A 19220-nucleotide genomic window follows, 5' to 3' on the forward strand; every position below is an offset into this window, starting at 1 on the left:
GTCTAATTATCAAATTGACACATTAAACAGACACATTTTCTAATTAAAATATGAAATCACAAGACGTACGTAAACAATTTTTAGATTTTTTTGAGAGTAAAGGGCATACAATTGTCCCATCGGCTCCTATTGTCCTTAAAGACGACCCAACCTTAATGTTCAATAACTCGGGAATGGCCCAGTTTAAAGAATTTTTCTTAGGGAACGGAACTCCAAAAAGTCCAAGAATAGCCGATACGCAAAAATGTCTTCGTGTTTCAGGAAAACATAATGATCTTGAGGAGGTTGGTATTGATACGTACCACCATACGATGTTTGAAATGTTAGGAAACTGGTCTTTTGGAGATTACTTCAAAAAAGAGGCAATCAACTGGGCTTGGGAATTATTGACTGAGGTTTATAAAATTCCTAAAGAAAATCTTTATGTTTCTGTTTTTGAAGGAAGCAAAGAAGATAACGTTCCGTTTGACCAAGAAGCTTGGGATATCTGGAAAACTTTAATTGACGAGGACAGAATTATTTTAGGAAACAAAAAAGATAATTTCTGGGAAATGGGAGATCAAGGACCTTGTGGACCTTGTTCTGAAATTCACGTTGATTTACGTTCTGCAGAAGAAAAAGCTCAGGTTTCTGGAAAAAGTTTAGTAAATAATGATCACCCGCAAGTAGTTGAAATTTGGAATAATGTATTCATGGAATTCAACCGTAAAGCGGATGGTTCTCTTGAAAAACTTCCTGCACAGCACGTAGATACCGGAATGGGATTTGAGCGTTTGTGTATGGCTTTACAAGGAAAAACATCTAATTATGATACAGATGTTTTCATGCCATTAATTAGAGAAATCGAAACAATTACGGGAGCAACTTATACAGTTAAAGCTTCAAACGAAGCAGAAGAAAAAGTAAATATTGCAATTCGTGTTGTAGCAGATCACGTTCGTGCGGTAGCTTTTGCTATTGCTGACGGTCAGTTGCCTTCTAACACTGGTGCTGGTTATGTAATTCGTAGAATTTTGCGTCGTGCTATTCGTTACGGATTTACTTTCCTAAATACTAAAGAAGCTTTTATCTATAAATTGGTAGAAACTTTAAGCGAACAGATGGGAGATTCTTTCCCAGAAATCAGAACGCAGAAAGCGCTTTGTTCAAATGTTATTCGTGAAGAAGAAAATTCATTTTTAAGAACCTTAGATCAAGGATTAATTCTTTTAGATGCTGTAATTTTAAATAATACAGGCGATACAATCGATGGTAAAAAAGCATTCGAATTGTATGATACTTACGGATTTCCAATCGATTTAACGGCTTTGATTCTTTCAGAAAAAGGATTGAAACTAGACGAAAAAGGATTCCAAGAGCAATTGCAATTGCAAAAAGAGAGATCTCGTGCAGCTTCTAAAGTAACTGCTGGAGACTGGCATGTAATTGTTGAAGATGATATTCAGGAATTTGTGGGTTATGACAGATTGTCGCATCAGGTTAAAATCACAAAATACCGTAGAGTAGAAAGTGCAAAAGATGGTGAGATTTTTCAATTGGTTTTCAATGCAACGCCTTTTTATGGAGAAAGCGGAGGACAAACTGGGGACAAAGGATATTTAGAAGCACAAAACGGTGATATCGTTTACATTATTGATACGAAAAAAGAAAATAACCAAACGATACATTTAGCTAAATCGTTACCAGAAAACTTAACTGGAACTTTTAATGCTGTTGTTGATGCGATTCAAAGAGCTAAAACTTCGTCAAATCACTCGGCTACGCATTTATTGCACCAAGGTTTGCGTAAGATTTTAGGAACGCATATCGAACAGAAAGGTTCGATGGTACGTAATGCTTCATTGCGTTTTGACTTTTCTCACTTTGCAAAAGTTACAGACGAAGAATTACTAGAGGTTGAAAACTTTGTTAACGCAAGAATTCGTGAAAGTTTACCATTAATTGAAAAAAGAGCAATTCCGAAAGAGCAGGCTTTAGAAGATGGAGCAATTGCTTTGTTTGGTGAAAAATATGGAGATTTAGTTCGTACGATTAAATTTGGAGATTCTGTCGAATTATGCGGAGGAACACACGTTGCCAATACATCTGATATCTGGCACTTTAAAATCGTTTCTGAAGGAGCTGTTGCAGCTGGAATTAGAAGAATTGAGGCAATTACAAGCGAAGCCGCAAAAGAATATTTTGAGTCTCAGGCGCTTTCTTTTGGCGAAATTAAAGAAGCACTTAAAAATGCTCCAGATCCTGTAAAAGCGATTCACGCATTGCAAGACGAGAATGCTCAGTTGAAAAAACAATTGGAAGCTTTGTTAAAAGATAAAGCCAAAAATATGAAAGCTGACTTGGCTAAAGAATTACAAGAAATTAACGGAGTTCAATTCTTGGCAAAACAAGTTGATTTAAACCCTGAGGGAGCAAAAGATTTGGCTTACGAATTAGGAAATTCATACCAAAATCTATTTGTAGTTTTCGGAACGGTTAACGACGGAAAACCAATGTTAACTTGTTATGTTTCTAAAGAAATTGTGGCAAGCAAAAATCTAAACGCAGGACAAGTGGTTCGCGAATTGGGTAAATACATTCAAGGAGGCGGAGGAGGTCAGCCTTTCTTCGCAACTGCAGGAGGTAAAAACGCTGATGGAATTGCTGAGGCACTTTCTAAAGCTGCCGATTTTGTTAAATAAAAAAAAGATGCTAAGAAGCTAAGATACTAAGGTTCTAAGTTTTTTATAATTCAAAAATAAACCCGACAGATTTTTTAAAATCTGTCGGGTTTTGTTTTTTCCTCATTTTATGTCATTTCGACGAAGGAGAAATCTTCGCGAGAAACTCGCCAAAGATTTGACATGCTTTACGGAGCTACTTACGAAGATTTCTCCTTCGTCGAAATGACAAAACGATGCGTTTAAAAAAGATTTTTAAACAAAAAGTAAAGTCTATTTCAAAAAATAAACCCGATAGATTTTTAATCTATCGGGTTATTTTATGTAGCCATTAATTAATCTTTTAATCAGTAGCAGAAAAACTTAGAAGCTTAGAACCTTAGATCTTAGTAGCTTAAAAAAAAAACTATTTTCGCTCCCCAATTTGCTGGCGCCACATAGCATAGTACAATCCTTTCTCCACAATAAGATCATCGTGTTTACCTTGTTCGATAATTTTACCTTGTTCTAAAACGAAAATTCTATCTGCATGCATAACAGTAGATAAACGATGCGCGATTAAAACGGTGATTCTGTTTTTGTCAGAGATATTTCTGATGGTATCATTAATTTCTTCTTCAGTAATCGAATCCAAAGCTGAAGTTGCTTCGTCAAAAATCAATAAATTCGGATTTCTTAAGATGGCTCTGGCAATAGACAAACGCTGTTTTTCTCCACCCGAAACTTTAATTCCGCCTTCGCCGATTGTTGTATTTAGACCGTCTTCTGCACGTCTTAAAAGTTTGTCACAGCTAGCTCTTTTTAGCGCATCGTACAAATCTTCGTCGGTTGCATTTGGCTTAACGAATAATAAGTTTTCGCGAATTGTTCCTGAGAATAATTGAGCATCCTGAGTTACAAAACCAAGCTGTTTTCTTAAATCTAATAAATCAATTTCGGTGGAATCGATGTCATTATATAAAACCTGGCCTTCCGCTGGAGTATATAATCCGACTAACAATTTTACCAATGTTGTTTTTCCAGATCCCGACGGACCGACAAAAGCAACAGTTTGTCCTTGTTGAATTTCGAAATTAATATTTTCAACCGCTTTAAATTTTGCCGTTTTATGTTGAAAACTAACATTTTCGAAAAATAATTTCTGAATCGCTCCAATATGTTTAGGTGTCTTTGGACGAAATTCTTTTGGAGCATTCAGTAAGTTTTTGAAATTCTCCATTGAAACTTTCGTTTCATTCAAAGCAATAATAAAGTTTCCAAGCTCTTGTAAAGGGCCAAAAATAAAGAAGGTAAAAAATACCATTGTCAATAAATCTCCGACAATGATTTTTCCTCCGAATAAGAAATAATACAAAGCAAAAACCACACACGTTCTTAAAAAGTGAACAGTAGTTCCTTGTATAAAACTTAAACTTCTAATAAATCGGATTTTCTGTAATTCTAATTGAAGGATTTTAAACGTATTCAGATTTAAACGCTTCTCTTCTTGATAAGTTAACCCGAGACTTTTTACCAATTCGATATTTCGTAAACTTTCAGTCGTAGAACCGGCAAGTGCATTGGTTTGGTTTACGATTTTTCTAGAAACTATTTTAATCTTTTTTCCCAAATACAAACTCACCAAAGCAATAATTGGAGCTGTAATTAAAAAGATAATGGAGATTCTTAAATCAATTCGGGCAACATAAACGATAACAAAAATAAACCCGATTATGGTCTGGAAAATCAAAGAAATCGAAAGCGTAATCAGTTTTTCAGAATCAATTCTCACTTTGGTTAATTTACTTAAAGTTTCACCGCTTCGCTGATCTTCAAATTCAGCATACGGAAGGTCGAGAGATTTTTTGATTCCGTCTGTGTACATCTGGGCGCCAGTACGCTGAATGACAACATTGGTAAAATAATCCTGAAAGTTTTTGGTAATTCTCGAAATCATGGCTGCTCCAAGTGAAAGTCCCAGCCAGAATGCCAGAGATTTAATAAAGCCGATTTCGTTTCCTTTGTATTTTGTGAGACCAACGCCGCAGTCCTGCATTAATTTTCCTGTAATTACAGAATCTGACAAACTAAAACAAATGTTGATGGTAGCCATTATCAAAGCAAAAAACAAAAGCATTTTATGTCTGATGATGTAGGTATATAATAATTTCATATAAGATTAAAAAATAATGGAAGATGCAAAAATAAGGAATTGTTTGGGTTTGTGATTACGTTTTTTGTTATTAAAAATGTAATTTTTTAACGCTGTTAAGTTGCAGTAAAAGTTGGTGATTATAGTTTTTTCTATAAAAGGTGTTTTTTGAAAATTGAATGCTAAAAAAAAAGAAAAAAATATTTGTTACGAATGCGGAATCACGTAAGGTTTTGGTTTTTGGTTGTAGTACGTTTGCGGTAATAACATTTAATACCATAAACAAAATGAAAAAATTTTTATGCCTTTTTAGTGCATTAACACTTTCTTTAACTTCTTGCTCTAGTGATGATAATGGTTCAGAAGAAGGATCTGCAGCATTATTACCAACAAAAATTACCGAAACAGTTGTTGAAAACGGAAAATCTGGAACTCTTGATTACACATTAACTTATGATGGAAATAAATTAAAGCAAATTTCCCTATCAGATGCTTCAAAATCTGTTTACACTTACACAGGAGATCTTATTACTAAAGTAGAGTATTTTAAGTCAGGAGTTTTACAATGGACTGATGTTTATGCTTACGAGGGAACAAAACTAGTTTCTAAAATTACTACAGATGCTTTTAATACCACATCTCAAGAAAAATTGACTTTTGTATATAACGCAAACGGAACTGTAAATGTAAATGAGTCAGAAATAATCAACAGACAGGAAATTAAATACGATACGACGACCCTATACACATTCGCAAATGGAAATATCATTTCTACTGAATTTATAGACGGAGTGAAAGAAAAAATAACTAGTACATATGACGATAAGAAAAGCCCGTTTGTGAACATTACAGGTCTAAAACTTTTATTAGACTTAGACAATGAATTTGATTTCTATTCTGCAAATAATGCATTGACAAGTGTAACCGTAACTTATAATGCTGACGGAAAAGCAGTTCAAACTGCTAGTGTAGATTACAAATTGAAATACAATTCTAGTAATTTCTTAAGTGAGATATTTGCTGGAGATGCAAATGATTCTTTCAAAGTTCAAATTACTTATTAATTAGTTTCCAATAAAATAAAGTCCCCAATTAGCTATTTTGAGTTAATTGGGGATTTTTTTTGATGAATAAGTGGGTATTAAGCTGTATTTTTGAATAAAAAAGCCATGCAATTCAGAACTCAAATCCCAATTTCAAAAAGTAACAATCCGATCGATTACAATTCGAAAGTACTTTCTATTGGTTCTTGTTTTGCAGAAAATATGGCGGATAAGTTCGATTATTTTAAATTTCAGAATGAAACCAATCCGTTTGGGATTATTTTCAATCCAGTTTCTATTGAGAAATTATTTAATCGAATTTGGAAGCAAGAATGGTTTGAAGAAAAAGATGTTTTCTTTTATAACGAACTTTGGCATAGTTATGAAGTGCATTCTGATTTGAGCAATTCAGATCGTCAGGAATTGCTAGAAACACTTAACAAAGCAGTTGCAGAAACCTACAAACAAGTAAAAGAAGCAACTCATATTATCATCACTTTTGGAACTTCTTGGATTTATAGAAACTTGGAGAAAGATCAAATTGTAGCCAATTGCCACAAAGTGCCTCAAAAACAGTTTTCAAAAGAATTATTATCAGCAGAAGTAATTCAAAAAAGTATTCAAAATACAATTGAGTCGATTCAGACTTTAAATCCAAATATCAATTTCATATTTACCATTTCTCCTGTACGCCATATAAAAGATGGTTTTGTAGAAAATCAGCTTAGTAAATCGCATTTGTTTACAGCACTCCATTCCAATCTAAAATCTAAAATCAACAATCTAAAATTAGAATACTTTCCTTCTTACGAAATCATGATGGATGAACTTCGCGACTATCGTTTTTATGCAGAAGATATGCTGCATCCTAACCAAATCGCGGTTGACTATATTTGGAAGCTTTTCAGCGAAAATAATATCTCAGAAAATAGTTTTCTTCTCATGAAGGAAGTAGACGAAATCCAGAAAAGCCTACGCCACAGAAGCTTCAATCCAGACTCAGAACAACATCAAAAATTCTTAGCCAAATTACAGCAGAAAATTGACGCTTTAGGAAAAAAACTGCCACATATTAAGTTTTAATTTTTTTGCCATTGCTTTTTTTTCAACCACAAATTACACAAATTATCACAAATTAATTTTATTCTGCATGGAATAATTTTTACTCTTCAAGATACCTTGTTGAGTGATTTATTTATGGTTATCTAATTAGAAAAAATTTGTGATAATTTGTGTAATTTGTGGCTAAAGATTTTTCTAATCAATCTAATTCATGGCAAAAAAACTTCGTGCTTTAGCTACTCGGTGGTACTAAAACAACTATTTCTCCGTAAAATTTTAGAATAATTCCTCATAATTATGTAAATTGTTAAGGTTTAAATTTTACATTTTTGTAAGATGTGTAATCCTGCTTTTTCCAGAAGCAATTTAATCTTAAACGATTTTATTGACGTATGAATAAGAAAACCATTCATTATTTAAAAAAAACACTTCGTATACTGCTTTGGTGTGTGGGTTCTGTGGTTACATTATTATTACTTCTTATCATTTTAATTCAGGTTCCTTCTGTTCAAAACTTCGTTAAGGACAAAGCCATTACCTATCTTCAAGGCAAGATAAAAACCAAAGTTTCTTTGGATAAAATCTTGATCAAATTTCCAAAAGATGTAGTGCTGGAAGGTTTCTATTTTGAAGATCAAAAAAAAGATACTTTGCTGGCAGGTAAACGATTAGAAGTTGATGTTGACCTTTTTAAATTGGTAAGCAGCGAATTGGAAATCAATTCGGTTTCGCTAGAAAATGTAAAAGCCAATATTTCTAGAAACAAAGACGGCGTTTTCAATTTCGATTACATCATAAAAGCATTCGAATCTAAAGAGCCGAAAGTAGAAGATCCTGATGCAAAACCATTTAAGATATCGGTGGTAAAAGTAAATCTCGATCAGGTAAAATTTAATTTCAAAGATGATTATTCTAAAAACGACATTCGAGTAAACTTGACCCATTTTGATACCAAATTCAAGAAATTCGATTTGGACGGAATGGATTTTAATATTCCGAATATCAACTTGAACGGACTGAAAGTTATTTTAAACCAAGATGTTGTCGAGAAAATTGCAGAAGTTTCAATTCAAACAGTAGATACCGTTTCAAAACGCCCAGATTTTAAATTAAAACTAGACAAAATTGCTTTGTCGAAAATTGATATAGCTTATGATAATAAAGATTCCAGATTAGATTCTGGAATAAAATTAGGAAACTTAAATTTAACAGTAAATGAAATCGATCTTACAAAACAGCTTTTGGATTTTGATACTTTTGAAGTTAAAAATCTTAAAGGAAATCTACGTTTGGGTGCAAAAGATAAGCAAATCGAAGCACCAAACCTCGACACAACAGCCATAAAACAAGCAGGCTGGAAAGTAAAACTAAATCAAGTTGATTTAGAAAATATCGCTTTCAAATTTGATGACATGCAATCGAAACCTGTTTCAAAAGGGATTGATTATGCGCACATGGATTTGAGTAAATTCAACTTCGAAGCAGAGAAATTATATTACGGAAATGATACAATTTCTGGAAATATCAAAGCCTTAACCGTTAACGAAAAAAGCGGTTTGCAGATTCAAGCTTTAAAAACCAATTTCTTTTACGGTCCTAAAAAAGCTTCGTTGGAGAATTTGTATTTGAAAACGCCACAAACGCTTGTACAAGATAAAGTTAAGGCGCAATACAAATCATTGGAATCGCTTCAGAAAGATTTGGGGAATCTTGCCATTGATGCCAATTTAAAACAGTCAAAAATTGGTTTTAAAGATATTTTGCTTTTTGTTCCAGATTTGCAAAAACAGAATCCGTTTAAAAGCAATCCAAATGCGATTCTGCATGTGGATAGCCGCGTAAGTGGAAAAGTAAATAATTTGGATATTTCGAAATTTGAAATGAGCGGAATCGGTACTACAAAAGTTTCCCTTTCGGGGAAAATTGCTGGACTTCCTGATGCTCAAAAAGCCTTTTATGATTTGAATATCAAGAAGATTTCTAGTACTTCAAAAGACATTAATATGTTTGTGCCAGCAGGAACAATTCCGAAAAACATTCAATTGCCTTCGCAGTTAAATCTTCAAGGAAAATTCAAAGGTTCGGTACAGAATTTCAAAACTAATCTGGCTTTAAACAGCAGTTTTGGAAATGCAAAAGTGGATGCTTTGTTTGATCAGCGCATTAAAAAAAGAGAAAAATACGATGCAACGGTTTCGCTGCAAGAATTTGATTTAGGACGTTTAATAAAAAACGATTCCATCGGAAAAATTACGCTTAAAGCGAAAGTTAAAGGAAATGGTTTAGATCCAAAAACCGCAAATGCAGCGATTGATGGTTTGGTACAGAAAGCGGTTTTTAATCGATATACTTATAAAGATTTGGCTTTAAAAGGAAATATCGAAAATGGCTCTTTTGCAGTAAAATCTGGAATGAAAGATCCAAACTTGAATTTTGAATTAACCGCTAGCGGAGATACAAAAGAGAAATACCCGACTGTAAAATTAAAACTGAATTTGGATATTGCCGATTTGGAAAAACTGAATCTGCATGCCGGCCCGATGAAACTTCGCGGAAATGTTGACGCCGATATCACCAATAGCAATCCTGATTTCTTAAACGGAAAAGTGTTTCTATCTAATATTCAGATTCTGCAAGCTGCCGAACCAATTGTCTTAGATTCTATTCGTGTTTTTGCTTTCGCGGATAAAGACAGCAATTCGATAAAAATTTCGTCTCAGTTTCTAAAAGCAGAAGTGGTTGGAAAATATAAATTGACGACTTTGGCCAATTCCATTCAAAAATCATTATCGAAATATATTGATTTGAAAAACCCGAAAGTCAACGCAGAATCTGATGAACAAAGATTAGCATTTATGCTGAAGGTTGATAATGATCCAGTCCTTTTTAAATTACTGCCAAAATTGACAGGTTTAGAGCCATTTACAATCAGCGGAAAGTTTAATAATCAGACAGATTCTTTAGAAGTAAAAGGAACGATTCCGAGAATTGTTTATGCCAGCAACACTATTTCTGATGGGAAAATCAATATTGAAGCCAAAGAAAATGCTTTAGAATATTCCGTTTCCGTGGCTACAATTGAGAGCGGTTCTTTAAAAATTCCGTTTACAAGTCTGAGTGGAGAGGTTCAGAATAATATTCTGACTTACGCTCTTGAGGTTCAAGATGCCAAGCAAAAACAGCAATATTTTATTGCGGGCGAATTTAAAGCTGAAGATTCTAAAAACATTGTAAAACTGAATCCTGAGAGCTTTATTCTAAATTACGACAAATGGAATGTCGATCCAGAAAACGCAATTGAAATTGGAGATAAACGACTTTATGTCAATAAATTTATTTTGAGTAATGACGGAAATGAGTTAAAAATTCAGTCTCAAGGAACGCAGGACAACGCGCCTTTGCAAGTCGATTTTGTAAACTTCAAAATTGAGACCATTATGAACATGGTTAAAAAAGACGAATTACTAATGCAAGGTATGCTGAATGGAAACGCGGTGGTTGAAAACGTAATGACGAGCCCGACTTTTACTTCAGATTTAAAAATTGATGATTTTACTTTTAAAGGATCAAAAGTTGGTGATTTAGAAATAAAAGTAGATAATAAAACAGCCAATACGCTTGCGGCAAATGTAATGTTGAGTGACGAAGGAAATGACTTAAAACTAACTGGAGATTATCAGCTAGATGCAGGAAATTTTGATTTGGATTTAGTGATAAACAGACTGAATATCAAAAGCATTCAAGGTTTCAGTATGGATAATATTACAGAAGGAACCGGTTATTTGTCTGGAAATTTTAAAGTCACTGGAAATACGTCAGCACCTCAAGTTAATGGAGAATTAAATTTTAATGATGCTGGTTTTAGAGTGACTCAGCTGAATTCTTATTTCAAGGTAAAACAAGAAAAAATAGCCATTAATAACGGAACTATTTCTTTTGATAAATTCTCGCTTTTAGATGAAAATGACAACGAATTATTTGTAAACGGAGACATTAAAACGACTGATTTTAAAGCATACAATTTTGATTTATTAGTACAAGCAGACGATTTTAGAGCGATAAATTCTAAAGCAAAAGACAACGATTTGTTCTATGGAGATTTATTTTTAGATACAAAATTAAATATCAAAGGTAATCTGGACAGTCCTGTTGTAGACGGAACAGTTAAAATAAATAAAGAGACCAAATTTACAGTGGTGCTGCCTCAGTCAGATCCTTCAATTGCAGATCGTGAAGGAATTGTAGAGTTTGTGGATGAAGATAATATGTATCTGAAACAAACGGTTGAAATGCAGAACAAACTGAATCAGTCGGAGCTAAAAGGCATGAACGTGAACGTTGCCATTACTATCAACAAAGAAGCCGAACTGAATTTGATTATCGATAAAGGAAATGGTGACTATCTAAGATTAAAAGGCGAAGCAGAATTGGTTGGAGGAATCGATCAGTCGGGTAAAACTACTTTGACAGGAAAATACGAGTTCAATGAAGGTGCGTACGAAATGAACTTTAATGGAATTAAAAGAAAATTCGATCTTCAAAAAGGCAGTTATATTACTTGGAATGGCGAACCGACACTAGCCAATGTAAATATTACGGCAATCTATAAAGTAGAGACGGCTCCAATTGATTTGCTTGGAAATCAATTGGCAAGTGTAGAACCTGCAATTCGAAATACGTATAAACAAAAATTGCCATTTAATACTTTATTAAAAATGAATGGCGAATTGATGAAACCAGAAATTTCTTTTGGAATTGAACTTCCAGATGGAAATTATAATGTTTCTTCAGACGTTGTTTCGGCTACACAAACCAAGTTAAAACAGCTCGAGCAAGATCCGGCAGAATTAAACAAACAGGTTTTTGCACTTTTATTATTAAACCGATTTGTAGGCGAAAATCCGTTTGCGAGCGAGAGTGGCGGTACAAGCGCAGAAACGTTGGCAAGACAGAGTGTGAGTAAAATACTTTCGCAACAATTGAACAATTTGGCAAGTGATCTTATTACAGGTTTTGAAGTCAATTTTGATTTAGAATCTACAGAAGATTACACTACAGGTACTATGGAAAACCGTACCGACCTGAATGTGGAAGTTTCGAAACGATTATTAGACGACCGATTGAAAGTAACCGTAGGAAGCAGTTTTGGTGTTGAAGGGCAGGAGCGTGCAAATGAAGAAAGTACCAATATTGCCGGCGACGTTGCTCTAGATTATCAGTTGACTAAGGACGGGCGTTATGTTGTTCGTGCCTACAGAAAAAACCAATATCAGGTTGCCGTTGAGGGGCAAGTGGTTGAAACGGGTGTTGGTTTTATTATCACGATGAGTTACAATAAATTCAGAGAACTTTTCCACCGTACCGAGGCTGAGAAAGAATTGATTAAAGAAGAAAAAATCAGAAAAGAGAAAGAAAAGCAGAAAAAAAAGGAAGCAAAGGAAAAAGAGAAACTGCAGGAAAATCAGGAAGAAAACAAAATTGAAGGTAATGAGCAAAAAACATAAACATACAACAAACTATTTTAAAAAATGTGTGGCACTGTTTTCCTTATTTTTTGTTTTAGGATGCAGCAACACAAAATATCTTCCAGAAGGTGATTTTTTATATGTGGGAGGTTCAGTAAAAGTCAAAGATTCGGTCATTAAAAAGAAAGATAGAAAAGCACTAGAGACTGAATTGGAAGGTTTATTGCGTCCAAAACCAAATAAAACCTTCTTAGGTTTACGTCCAAAATTATGGTTTTATAATATTGCAGGAACGCCTAAAAAAGAAAAAGGATTTAGATATTGGCTTAAAAATAAAGTAGGAGAAGAGCCAGTGCTTTTTAGTAAAGTCGATTTAGATTACAATGCATCGGTTTTACGAAATTATGCTGAAAACAAAGGCTATTTTAAAACCCGTGTAAGTGCCGATTCTACAGTTAGAAACAAAAGAGCAACCGCAGAATATGTCGTAACGCCAAGAAAACAATACATTATCAAAAGTGTGACTTTTCCAGATGATTCGCTTAAAATGTCAAAAATAATTGGTCGTTCAAGCCGAAGAAGTCTTTTAAAAGTTGGAAAACCTTATGATTTAGATCTAATAAAAGCCGAAAGAGAACGTATTGATGCGAGATTAAAAGAGAAGGGATATTATTATTTTAATCCAGATTACCTTCTGGCGCAGGTTGACAGCAGTAAAGGCGATCATGAAGTGAAGATTAAAATCGTAATCAAAAATGAAACGCCTGCAAAAGCACTCAGAGCTTATAAAATCAATAAAATATTTGTGTACCCAAATTATTCGCTGGCAAACGATAGTATGGTTTACAGGCAGAGAGACATTAAACAATACAAAGATTTTACCATAATTGATACGGCAGATACTTTCAAACCAAGAGTTTTTGACCGAACTATTTATTTCAAAAAAGGCGATTTATACAATAGAAAAGATCATAATCTAACATTGAATCGTTTCGTCAATCTTGGAACATTCAGTTTTGTTAAAAACGAATTTAAACCTTCTGACAGTATTGATAATGCGTTAGATTCGTATTATTTCCTAACACTTTTGCCAAAGAAATTCATTCGAGTTGAGGTTTTAGGGAAAACCAATTCGGCAAGTTATACGGGAACGGAAGTGAACCTGAATTGGAATAATAGAAACTTTCTGAAAGGAGCAGAAGTGTTTACAGCTTCAGTTTTTGGAGGTGCCGATTTCCAGCTTGGAGGACCAAATAAAGGAAAAAACATTTATAAACTTGGAGCTGAAGTTAGCCTCACTTGGCCAAGATTTATTACGCCATTTAATATCGAAGGAAATAGCGAATATGTGCCAAGAACCAAAGCAACAATTCGTTACGAATATCAAAAAAGAACACAGCTTTATGCGTTGAATTCTTTCAATACTTCGTTTGGTTATCTATGGAAAGAAAACATTCGAAAAGAACATCAATTGAATGTAATCGATGTGACCTATGTTAGTCCAAATCATGTGACACCAGAATATCAGCAAGATATTGATGAAGATCCAGCATTAGGAAAAGTGATTGAAAAACAATTGATTTTTGGCCCAACTTACAATTATACGTATACCAATACGATGCAGAAAAGAAGAAAGCATACCATATATTTTAATGGCGAATTGGATTTAGCAGGAAATATTACAGGTTTGGTCACAGGAGCAGATTATAATAATAATCAAAAAACAATTTTTGATGTGCCATTTAGCCAATATGTCAAAATAAGATCCGATTTTAGACATTATATGAAGCTTGGAAAAGAAAGTGAATTGGCCAGCCGATTAATTGTGGGTGCAGGATTTGCATACGGAAATTCCCGAACGCTGCCAACATCAAAACAATTTGTTGTAGGAGGAACCAACAGTATTCGTGCCTTTAGAGCGCGAACATTGGGACCTGGAAGTTATGTTATACCAGAAAGTACAAATATTAATTATACACCCGATCAATCTGCCGATTTAAAGCTGGAATTCAATACTGAATATCGTGCTAAATTGTTTAGCATTGTAAGAGGAGCAGTATTTTTTGATGCAGGAAATATTTGGCTTTTGCATGCCGATCCAGATAAAGCAGGCGCTGAAATCTCAAAAGATTTTATGAAAGAAATCGCCATAGGAGCGGGAGTAGGTTTAAGATTCGATTTGTCGTTTTTAGTTTTAAGAACCGATTTAGCCATCCCGCTTCGAAATCCTGCATTGCCAGACGGACAAAGATGGGTAATTGATGATATTAATTTTGGAAGCAGTTCTTGGAGAAAAGACAATCTGATTCTAAATATCGCAATTGGATATCCGTTCTAGTTTTTTGCCACGAATTACACTAATTGGCACGAATTTCTGTTTTGCAAAATTTTAATTTCTCAAATTTCAATTTGAGAAATTAAAATTAATTCAAGTAAAATAATTAGTGTAATTGGTGTAATTCGTGGCAAAAAAGAAAAGAAATTCGTGGCAAAATAACTAAATTGGTCTAAAATATTTTAGAGAATGCAAAACTTGATCAAGAGAATTATAGGTGTTGGTGTTATTGTTTTATTGATTGTTCTGGCTTTTAAATATTGCCAATTCAAAAAAGAAGACGATTCTGATATCGAATACAATACCAATTTGATTCAGCAACAGATACTTAACGTTGGAAAACTGGTGGTTACCGAAGGACATTTCTCTGAAGTTGTGACGTATAAAAACCAGCAGAAGTATTTTCTAGATATGATTTCTTTTGAAAAGAAAGCGCTAATTGTGGTCAATGCCGATGTTACAGTTGCTTACGATTTGCATCAAATGAAATATGATATTGATGAGAAAAACAAAACCATCACGATTTTAAATATTCCTAAAGAAGAAATTAAAATCAATCCCGATATTAAGTTTTACGATGTAGAACAAAGCAAACTCAACCCTTTTACGGGAGACGATTACAATAAAATCAACAAATCGGTAAAAGCGAATCTGGCTAAAAAAATCGAAAATTCTACACTTAAAAAAAATGCCCAAAACCGACTAATCAGCGAGTTGTCTAAGATTTTAATTCTAACCAATTCAATGGGTTGGAAACTTCAATACAACGGAAAAACTATAGAATCTGAAAAAGAATTTAAAGAAGATCTTAAATTGTAGGGTTTTGCCACGAAGGCACTAAGACGCGAAGTTTTTGTTTTTAAAAGATAAAAGTTCAAAGCAGCAGAGCTACAAAGATTTTCTCTCAATCTTGTCATTTCGATTTATATAATAAAGCCAAATGTTTTTTAGGAGCTAATCCCGCTATACGTTACAATCTTTTTTATTTTTAAAGAAAAAATAAAAAAGGATTTCCACTTCTATCGGGGCTAGGATATCCATTTCATAAAAGTTTTCGTTTTTTATCAGAAATGACAACGTTGAGTGAAAACTCTGCGACTTCGCGACTTTGCGAGATTAAAAAAATCTGCACACATCAGCATAAATCAATAAAAATCTGCGCGAAATAAAAAAACTTCGCGACTTCGCGACTTTGCGAGATTAAAAAAATCTGCACACATCAGCATAAATCAATAAAAATCTGCGTGAAATAAAAAACTTTGCGACTTCGCGACTTTGCGAGATTAAAAAAAATCTGCAAACATCAGCATAAATCAATAAAAATCTGCGTGAAATAAAAAAACTTTGCGTCTTAATGCCTTCGTGGCAAAAAAACGTTAAACTTTCGCAGTAGAAAAAATCAAATCCAAACCGCCAGAAATCAAGTGAGCGACTTCAGGGCGTTTTGCTTTTAATTGCTCTAAATGATTTAAAACTTCTTGTAATAATTCCGTTTCATTAGAATCTCTTAGAAGTTCAACTATTTCAACAGAAAGCAACCAGTCATTTTTATGATTTTCTTTTAATTTGTTAAAGATATTTTGAAGCTCCGTTTTGTTTTCTTTGTTTTCACGAATGGTACGAACAGAAGCATATAAAATCTCCAATTCATCACGTTCATCCGTATGTTTTGCTTTGATTGTTTTAGTTGAAGGAACAATATTAATTAAATCAAAACTATTGACATCAGCTGGGCCAGAAAAAGCAGAAATCACTTTTTTACCAATCGCCATATCATAATTGCCCCATTCTGGTTGGAACAAAATCGTTTCTCCATGGGTTACGGTACAATTTCTAAAACTAATTAAAATGATTTCACCGTGTAGATTTCGAGATCCTGTAATGATTTCACCTTCAACAATAATATTGCCTTCAAATTCTAGTTTTACAGTTTCATTTTCAACAATGCTATAAGCTTGCAAATCTTTCGGACTCATATCTTCAATTGCTAGATTAAACCCTTTCAATTTCCCGATCGGACTACCGAATCCATGCAGATGCGTTAGAGTTCCGTGGCCGACTAATTCTTTTTCGCGATAAGATAATGCTGTTTTTCCAGTAGTCTGAATATAAACCGGTTTATGATCTTCTTCAATTACATTAGTAAAAACTCCTGAAATTTGTAAACCAGTACTCAATTCAATTGTTCCTAAAGCATTTGATTGGATCAATTTCTGAATTCCAGAAAGCCCTCCAGTTCGTAAAGCCATTTTATTGGCAAATTCTTCCAAAATCAAACTCAAATAAGAAAAAGTAGGCGTTACATAAAGCTGAGGCTGCAATTGCGTAATATCAAAATTCTGATTGGCAGCCGAAATATCGTAAGGGATTTTCTTCACATTATCGGTCATGCAATGGGCGCTTTCGCCAATTGAAGAAAGCAATCCTGCACCGTAAATTTTCGGATTTTCAACAGTTCCAATCAATCCGTATTCAACTGTCCACCAATGCAGGTTTCTAATTTGAGCCATTTCAGACAATTCGCCCATATCATTTTGCAAATCGGCAACCGCTTTTTCAGCCGCATCGATTTTTTCCTGTTGCGTATCTTCTGCTTCTTTCAAAATAGAAAGCAGACGAATCGCTTCGTACATCTGATAATCTTTATGTGAAGAAATCGCTTTGCATCCAATTTCGCCAAAACGTCTCAAATATTCAGCATATTCAGGATTGGCAATAATAGGAGCGTGGCCAGCACCTTCGTGAATAATATCTGGAGCTGGAGTATATTCAATATGTTCTAATTGTCTAATGTCTGAAGCAATCACCAAAACATTATACGCTTGAAATTCCATAAAAGCATTTGGCGGAATAAATCCGTCAACGGCAACCGCAGCCCAGCCTATTTCGCTCAGAATTCGGTTCATGCCGTACATGCTCGGAATAGAATCAATTTCGATTCCTGTTTTGCGTAAACCTTCCAAATAAGAGTGATGCGCTACTTTAGAGAGATAATCTACATTTTTACGCATAACATATCGCCAAACCGCCTGATTGATAGGAGTGTAATCGCTATAATCTTGAGGTTTAATAAATTGCTGTAAATGCTTTGGCAATCGCTCTAGTAACGGATTAGTTTCAATATTTGGATTCATTTCGAAAACGATGTAGATTAGATTGTAAAATTACGAATTTACAGCTCGATTTTTTACCATCTGTCACAAAATTTTTATTCGAAAGTGGGTTTTGTTGCGTTTTTACTGATTTTGAAGTTTTAGAAGAAAAGTGTTTTTTTAACAATCGTTATTGTCAAAACTTACTCTTTCCATTTCGCTGGTATATTTTTCAATCTCTTTTTTTGTCATTGAAACTTCTTTCAATTCAATTTTCAACTGTTTTTTGGTGTCGGGACTAATCCATAGACCGGAAAAAGTATTACCAACCTTCTTTAAAATCAAAACACCGCTGAAACCGTGTTCGACCATAACAAATTCATTTTCAACCTTTTTATTTTGAGTGATATAAACCTGAATCCATTTGTTTGATTTATAACGATACATTGAGGCATAATCCAGTTCGGCATTACATTGGTTTTCACTTGTTTGAATATATAATGTAATGGGAGTTTTTCCGTCAAAAGTTCCTTTGTATAGATTAGAGGCAGGAGTTTGAGATTGTGCTTTTGATTGACTTAAAAAAGAGAAACAGGTAATAATAAGTAGGATTACTTTTTTCATAAATAAAAGAATATAGATTTGGGTTAATTCATTTATTCAAATATAAAGCTCTGGTTGTTATTTGAAAGAAAATTTCTAAGATTTTTTTGTTGAGTTCCTAAGCTCGTTCTCTGCATTTCTAAAATATTCAATTTTATGGCTAAACATAAAAGCCATATTGGTTGCGCGCATTTTGGCTTCTTCTGTAATTGGCCCTGCAAACTGGGCATCAATTGTAGAATTAAAAATGGTAATCCAGCGGTCAAAATGGGTTTTGTCTACAGGCAATTGCTTGTGCGGAGGGAATGGAGTTCCAGAATAAGCGCGAACATCAAACAAAATGGTTTGCCAAAAACCATACATTTTTTGTAAATGCGGCTCCCAACGATCTTGCAGTTTGTCATTAAATATTGGACCAATTAAATCGTCTTTTCTAACATTAGCATAAAAGCTGTTTACCATTTGCTGAATGTCTTCTATAGTAGAAATATCTTTTAAAGCTGTCATTTTATTGTATTTAAGGTAAACTGCAAAAATACAATTTATCTTTCTTTTGCTTAACTGATAATTGTCATATACCCTTTAATTGCTGGTAAAATGACAATTTGTAAGGATTTGTATAGATTTTTTATTTTATGATGAGTTATTTCGGTTTTTACAGGTAAGTTTTTTATGATTTTTTGTTTTTTAAAATATTGTTTTTCAGTATTTTGAAAAACAATTCGATGAGTTTTTGTTATATCAATTTTTTTAAATTGATGTGTATTTGTAAAGTTTAAAAAATAAGAATGCTGTAAAAATACTCTTAATATTGTGATGTTTTAGTAAA

The 19220-nt window shown here is 33.7% G+C and carries 10 protein-coding genes; 6 read left to right on the forward strand and 4 right to left on the reverse strand.

What is annotated here, in order from left to right; translation table 11 throughout:
* Window positions 1-50: 50 nt before the first annotated feature.
* Window positions 51-2681 (forward strand): alanine--tRNA ligase, encoded by a 2631-nt coding sequence (gene alaS, locus AC3E9W_RS19305; RefSeq protein WP_488769646.1) that lies wholly within the window; start codon window positions 51-53, stop codon window positions 2679-2681.
* 385 nt (window positions 2682-3066) lie between these two features.
* On the opposite strand, the gene AC3E9W_RS19310 is transcribed toward alaS, so the two are convergent.
* Window positions 3067-4812 (reverse strand): ABC transporter ATP-binding protein, encoded by a 1746-nt coding sequence (locus tag AC3E9W_RS19310; RefSeq protein WP_488769647.1) that lies wholly within the window; start codon window positions 4810-4812, stop codon window positions 3067-3069.
* 266 nt (window positions 4813-5078) lie between these two features.
* On the opposite strand from AC3E9W_RS19310, the gene AC3E9W_RS19315 reads away from it, so the two are divergent.
* The 5 genes from AC3E9W_RS19315 (at window position 5079) to AC3E9W_RS19335 (ending at window position 15515) form a co-directional block, all read left to right on the forward strand.
* The gene (locus AC3E9W_RS19315) at window positions 5079-5855 is read left to right on the forward strand and encodes a hypothetical protein (RefSeq protein ID WP_306158503.1); all 777 of its coding nucleotides are present in this window, start codon (window positions 5079-5081) and stop codon (window positions 5853-5855) included.
* Window positions 5856-5960: 105 nt separating this feature from the next.
* A complete protein-coding gene (locus AC3E9W_RS19320; protein WP_488769648.1) occupies window positions 5961-6917 on the forward strand; it encodes a GSCFA domain-containing protein in 957 nt (318 codons plus the stop codon).
* A gap of 371 nt (window positions 6918-7288) precedes the next feature.
* A complete protein-coding gene (locus tag AC3E9W_RS19325) occupies window positions 7289-12400 on the forward strand; it encodes a translocation/assembly module TamB domain-containing protein (protein ID WP_488769649.1) in 5112 nt (1703 codons plus the stop codon).
* Complete coding sequence (tamL, locus tag AC3E9W_RS19330) at window positions 12384-14699, forward strand: translocation and assembly module lipoprotein TamL (RefSeq protein ID WP_488769650.1); 2316 nt, start codon at window positions 12384-12386, stop codon at window positions 14697-14699. The genes AC3E9W_RS19325 and tamL overlap by 17 nt, the downstream gene beginning before the upstream one ends.
* Window positions 14700-14885: 186 nt before the next feature.
* Window positions 14886-15515, forward strand: coding sequence for a DUF4230 domain-containing protein (locus AC3E9W_RS19335; RefSeq protein ID WP_488769651.1), 630 nt, complete (start codon window positions 14886-14888; stop codon window positions 15513-15515).
* 557 nt (window positions 15516-16072) lie between these two features.
* Here AC3E9W_RS19335 and AC3E9W_RS19340 read toward each other — a convergent pair.
* The 3 genes from AC3E9W_RS19340 to AC3E9W_RS19350 all read right to left on the reverse strand — a co-directional run bounded on the left by AC3E9W_RS19340 (window position 16073) and on the right by AC3E9W_RS19350 (window position 18898).
* Window positions 16073-17830 (reverse strand): aromatic amino acid hydroxylase, encoded by a 1758-nt coding sequence (locus AC3E9W_RS19340; protein WP_488769652.1) that lies wholly within the window; start codon window positions 17828-17830, stop codon window positions 16073-16075.
* 138 nt (window positions 17831-17968) lie between these two features.
* A complete protein-coding gene (locus AC3E9W_RS19345) occupies window positions 17969-18412 on the reverse strand; it encodes a hypothetical protein (protein WP_488769653.1) in 444 nt (147 codons plus the stop codon).
* A 75-nt stretch (window positions 18413-18487) separates the two neighbouring features.
* Window positions 18488-18898: a group III truncated hemoglobin gene (locus AC3E9W_RS19350; RefSeq protein WP_488769654.1), complete on the reverse strand. Its 411-nt coding sequence runs from the start codon at window positions 18896-18898 to the stop codon at window positions 18488-18490.
* Between the last annotated feature and the right edge of the window lie 322 nt (window positions 18899-19220).

It is taken from the genome of Flavobacterium sp. 38, from assembly GCF_057799715.1.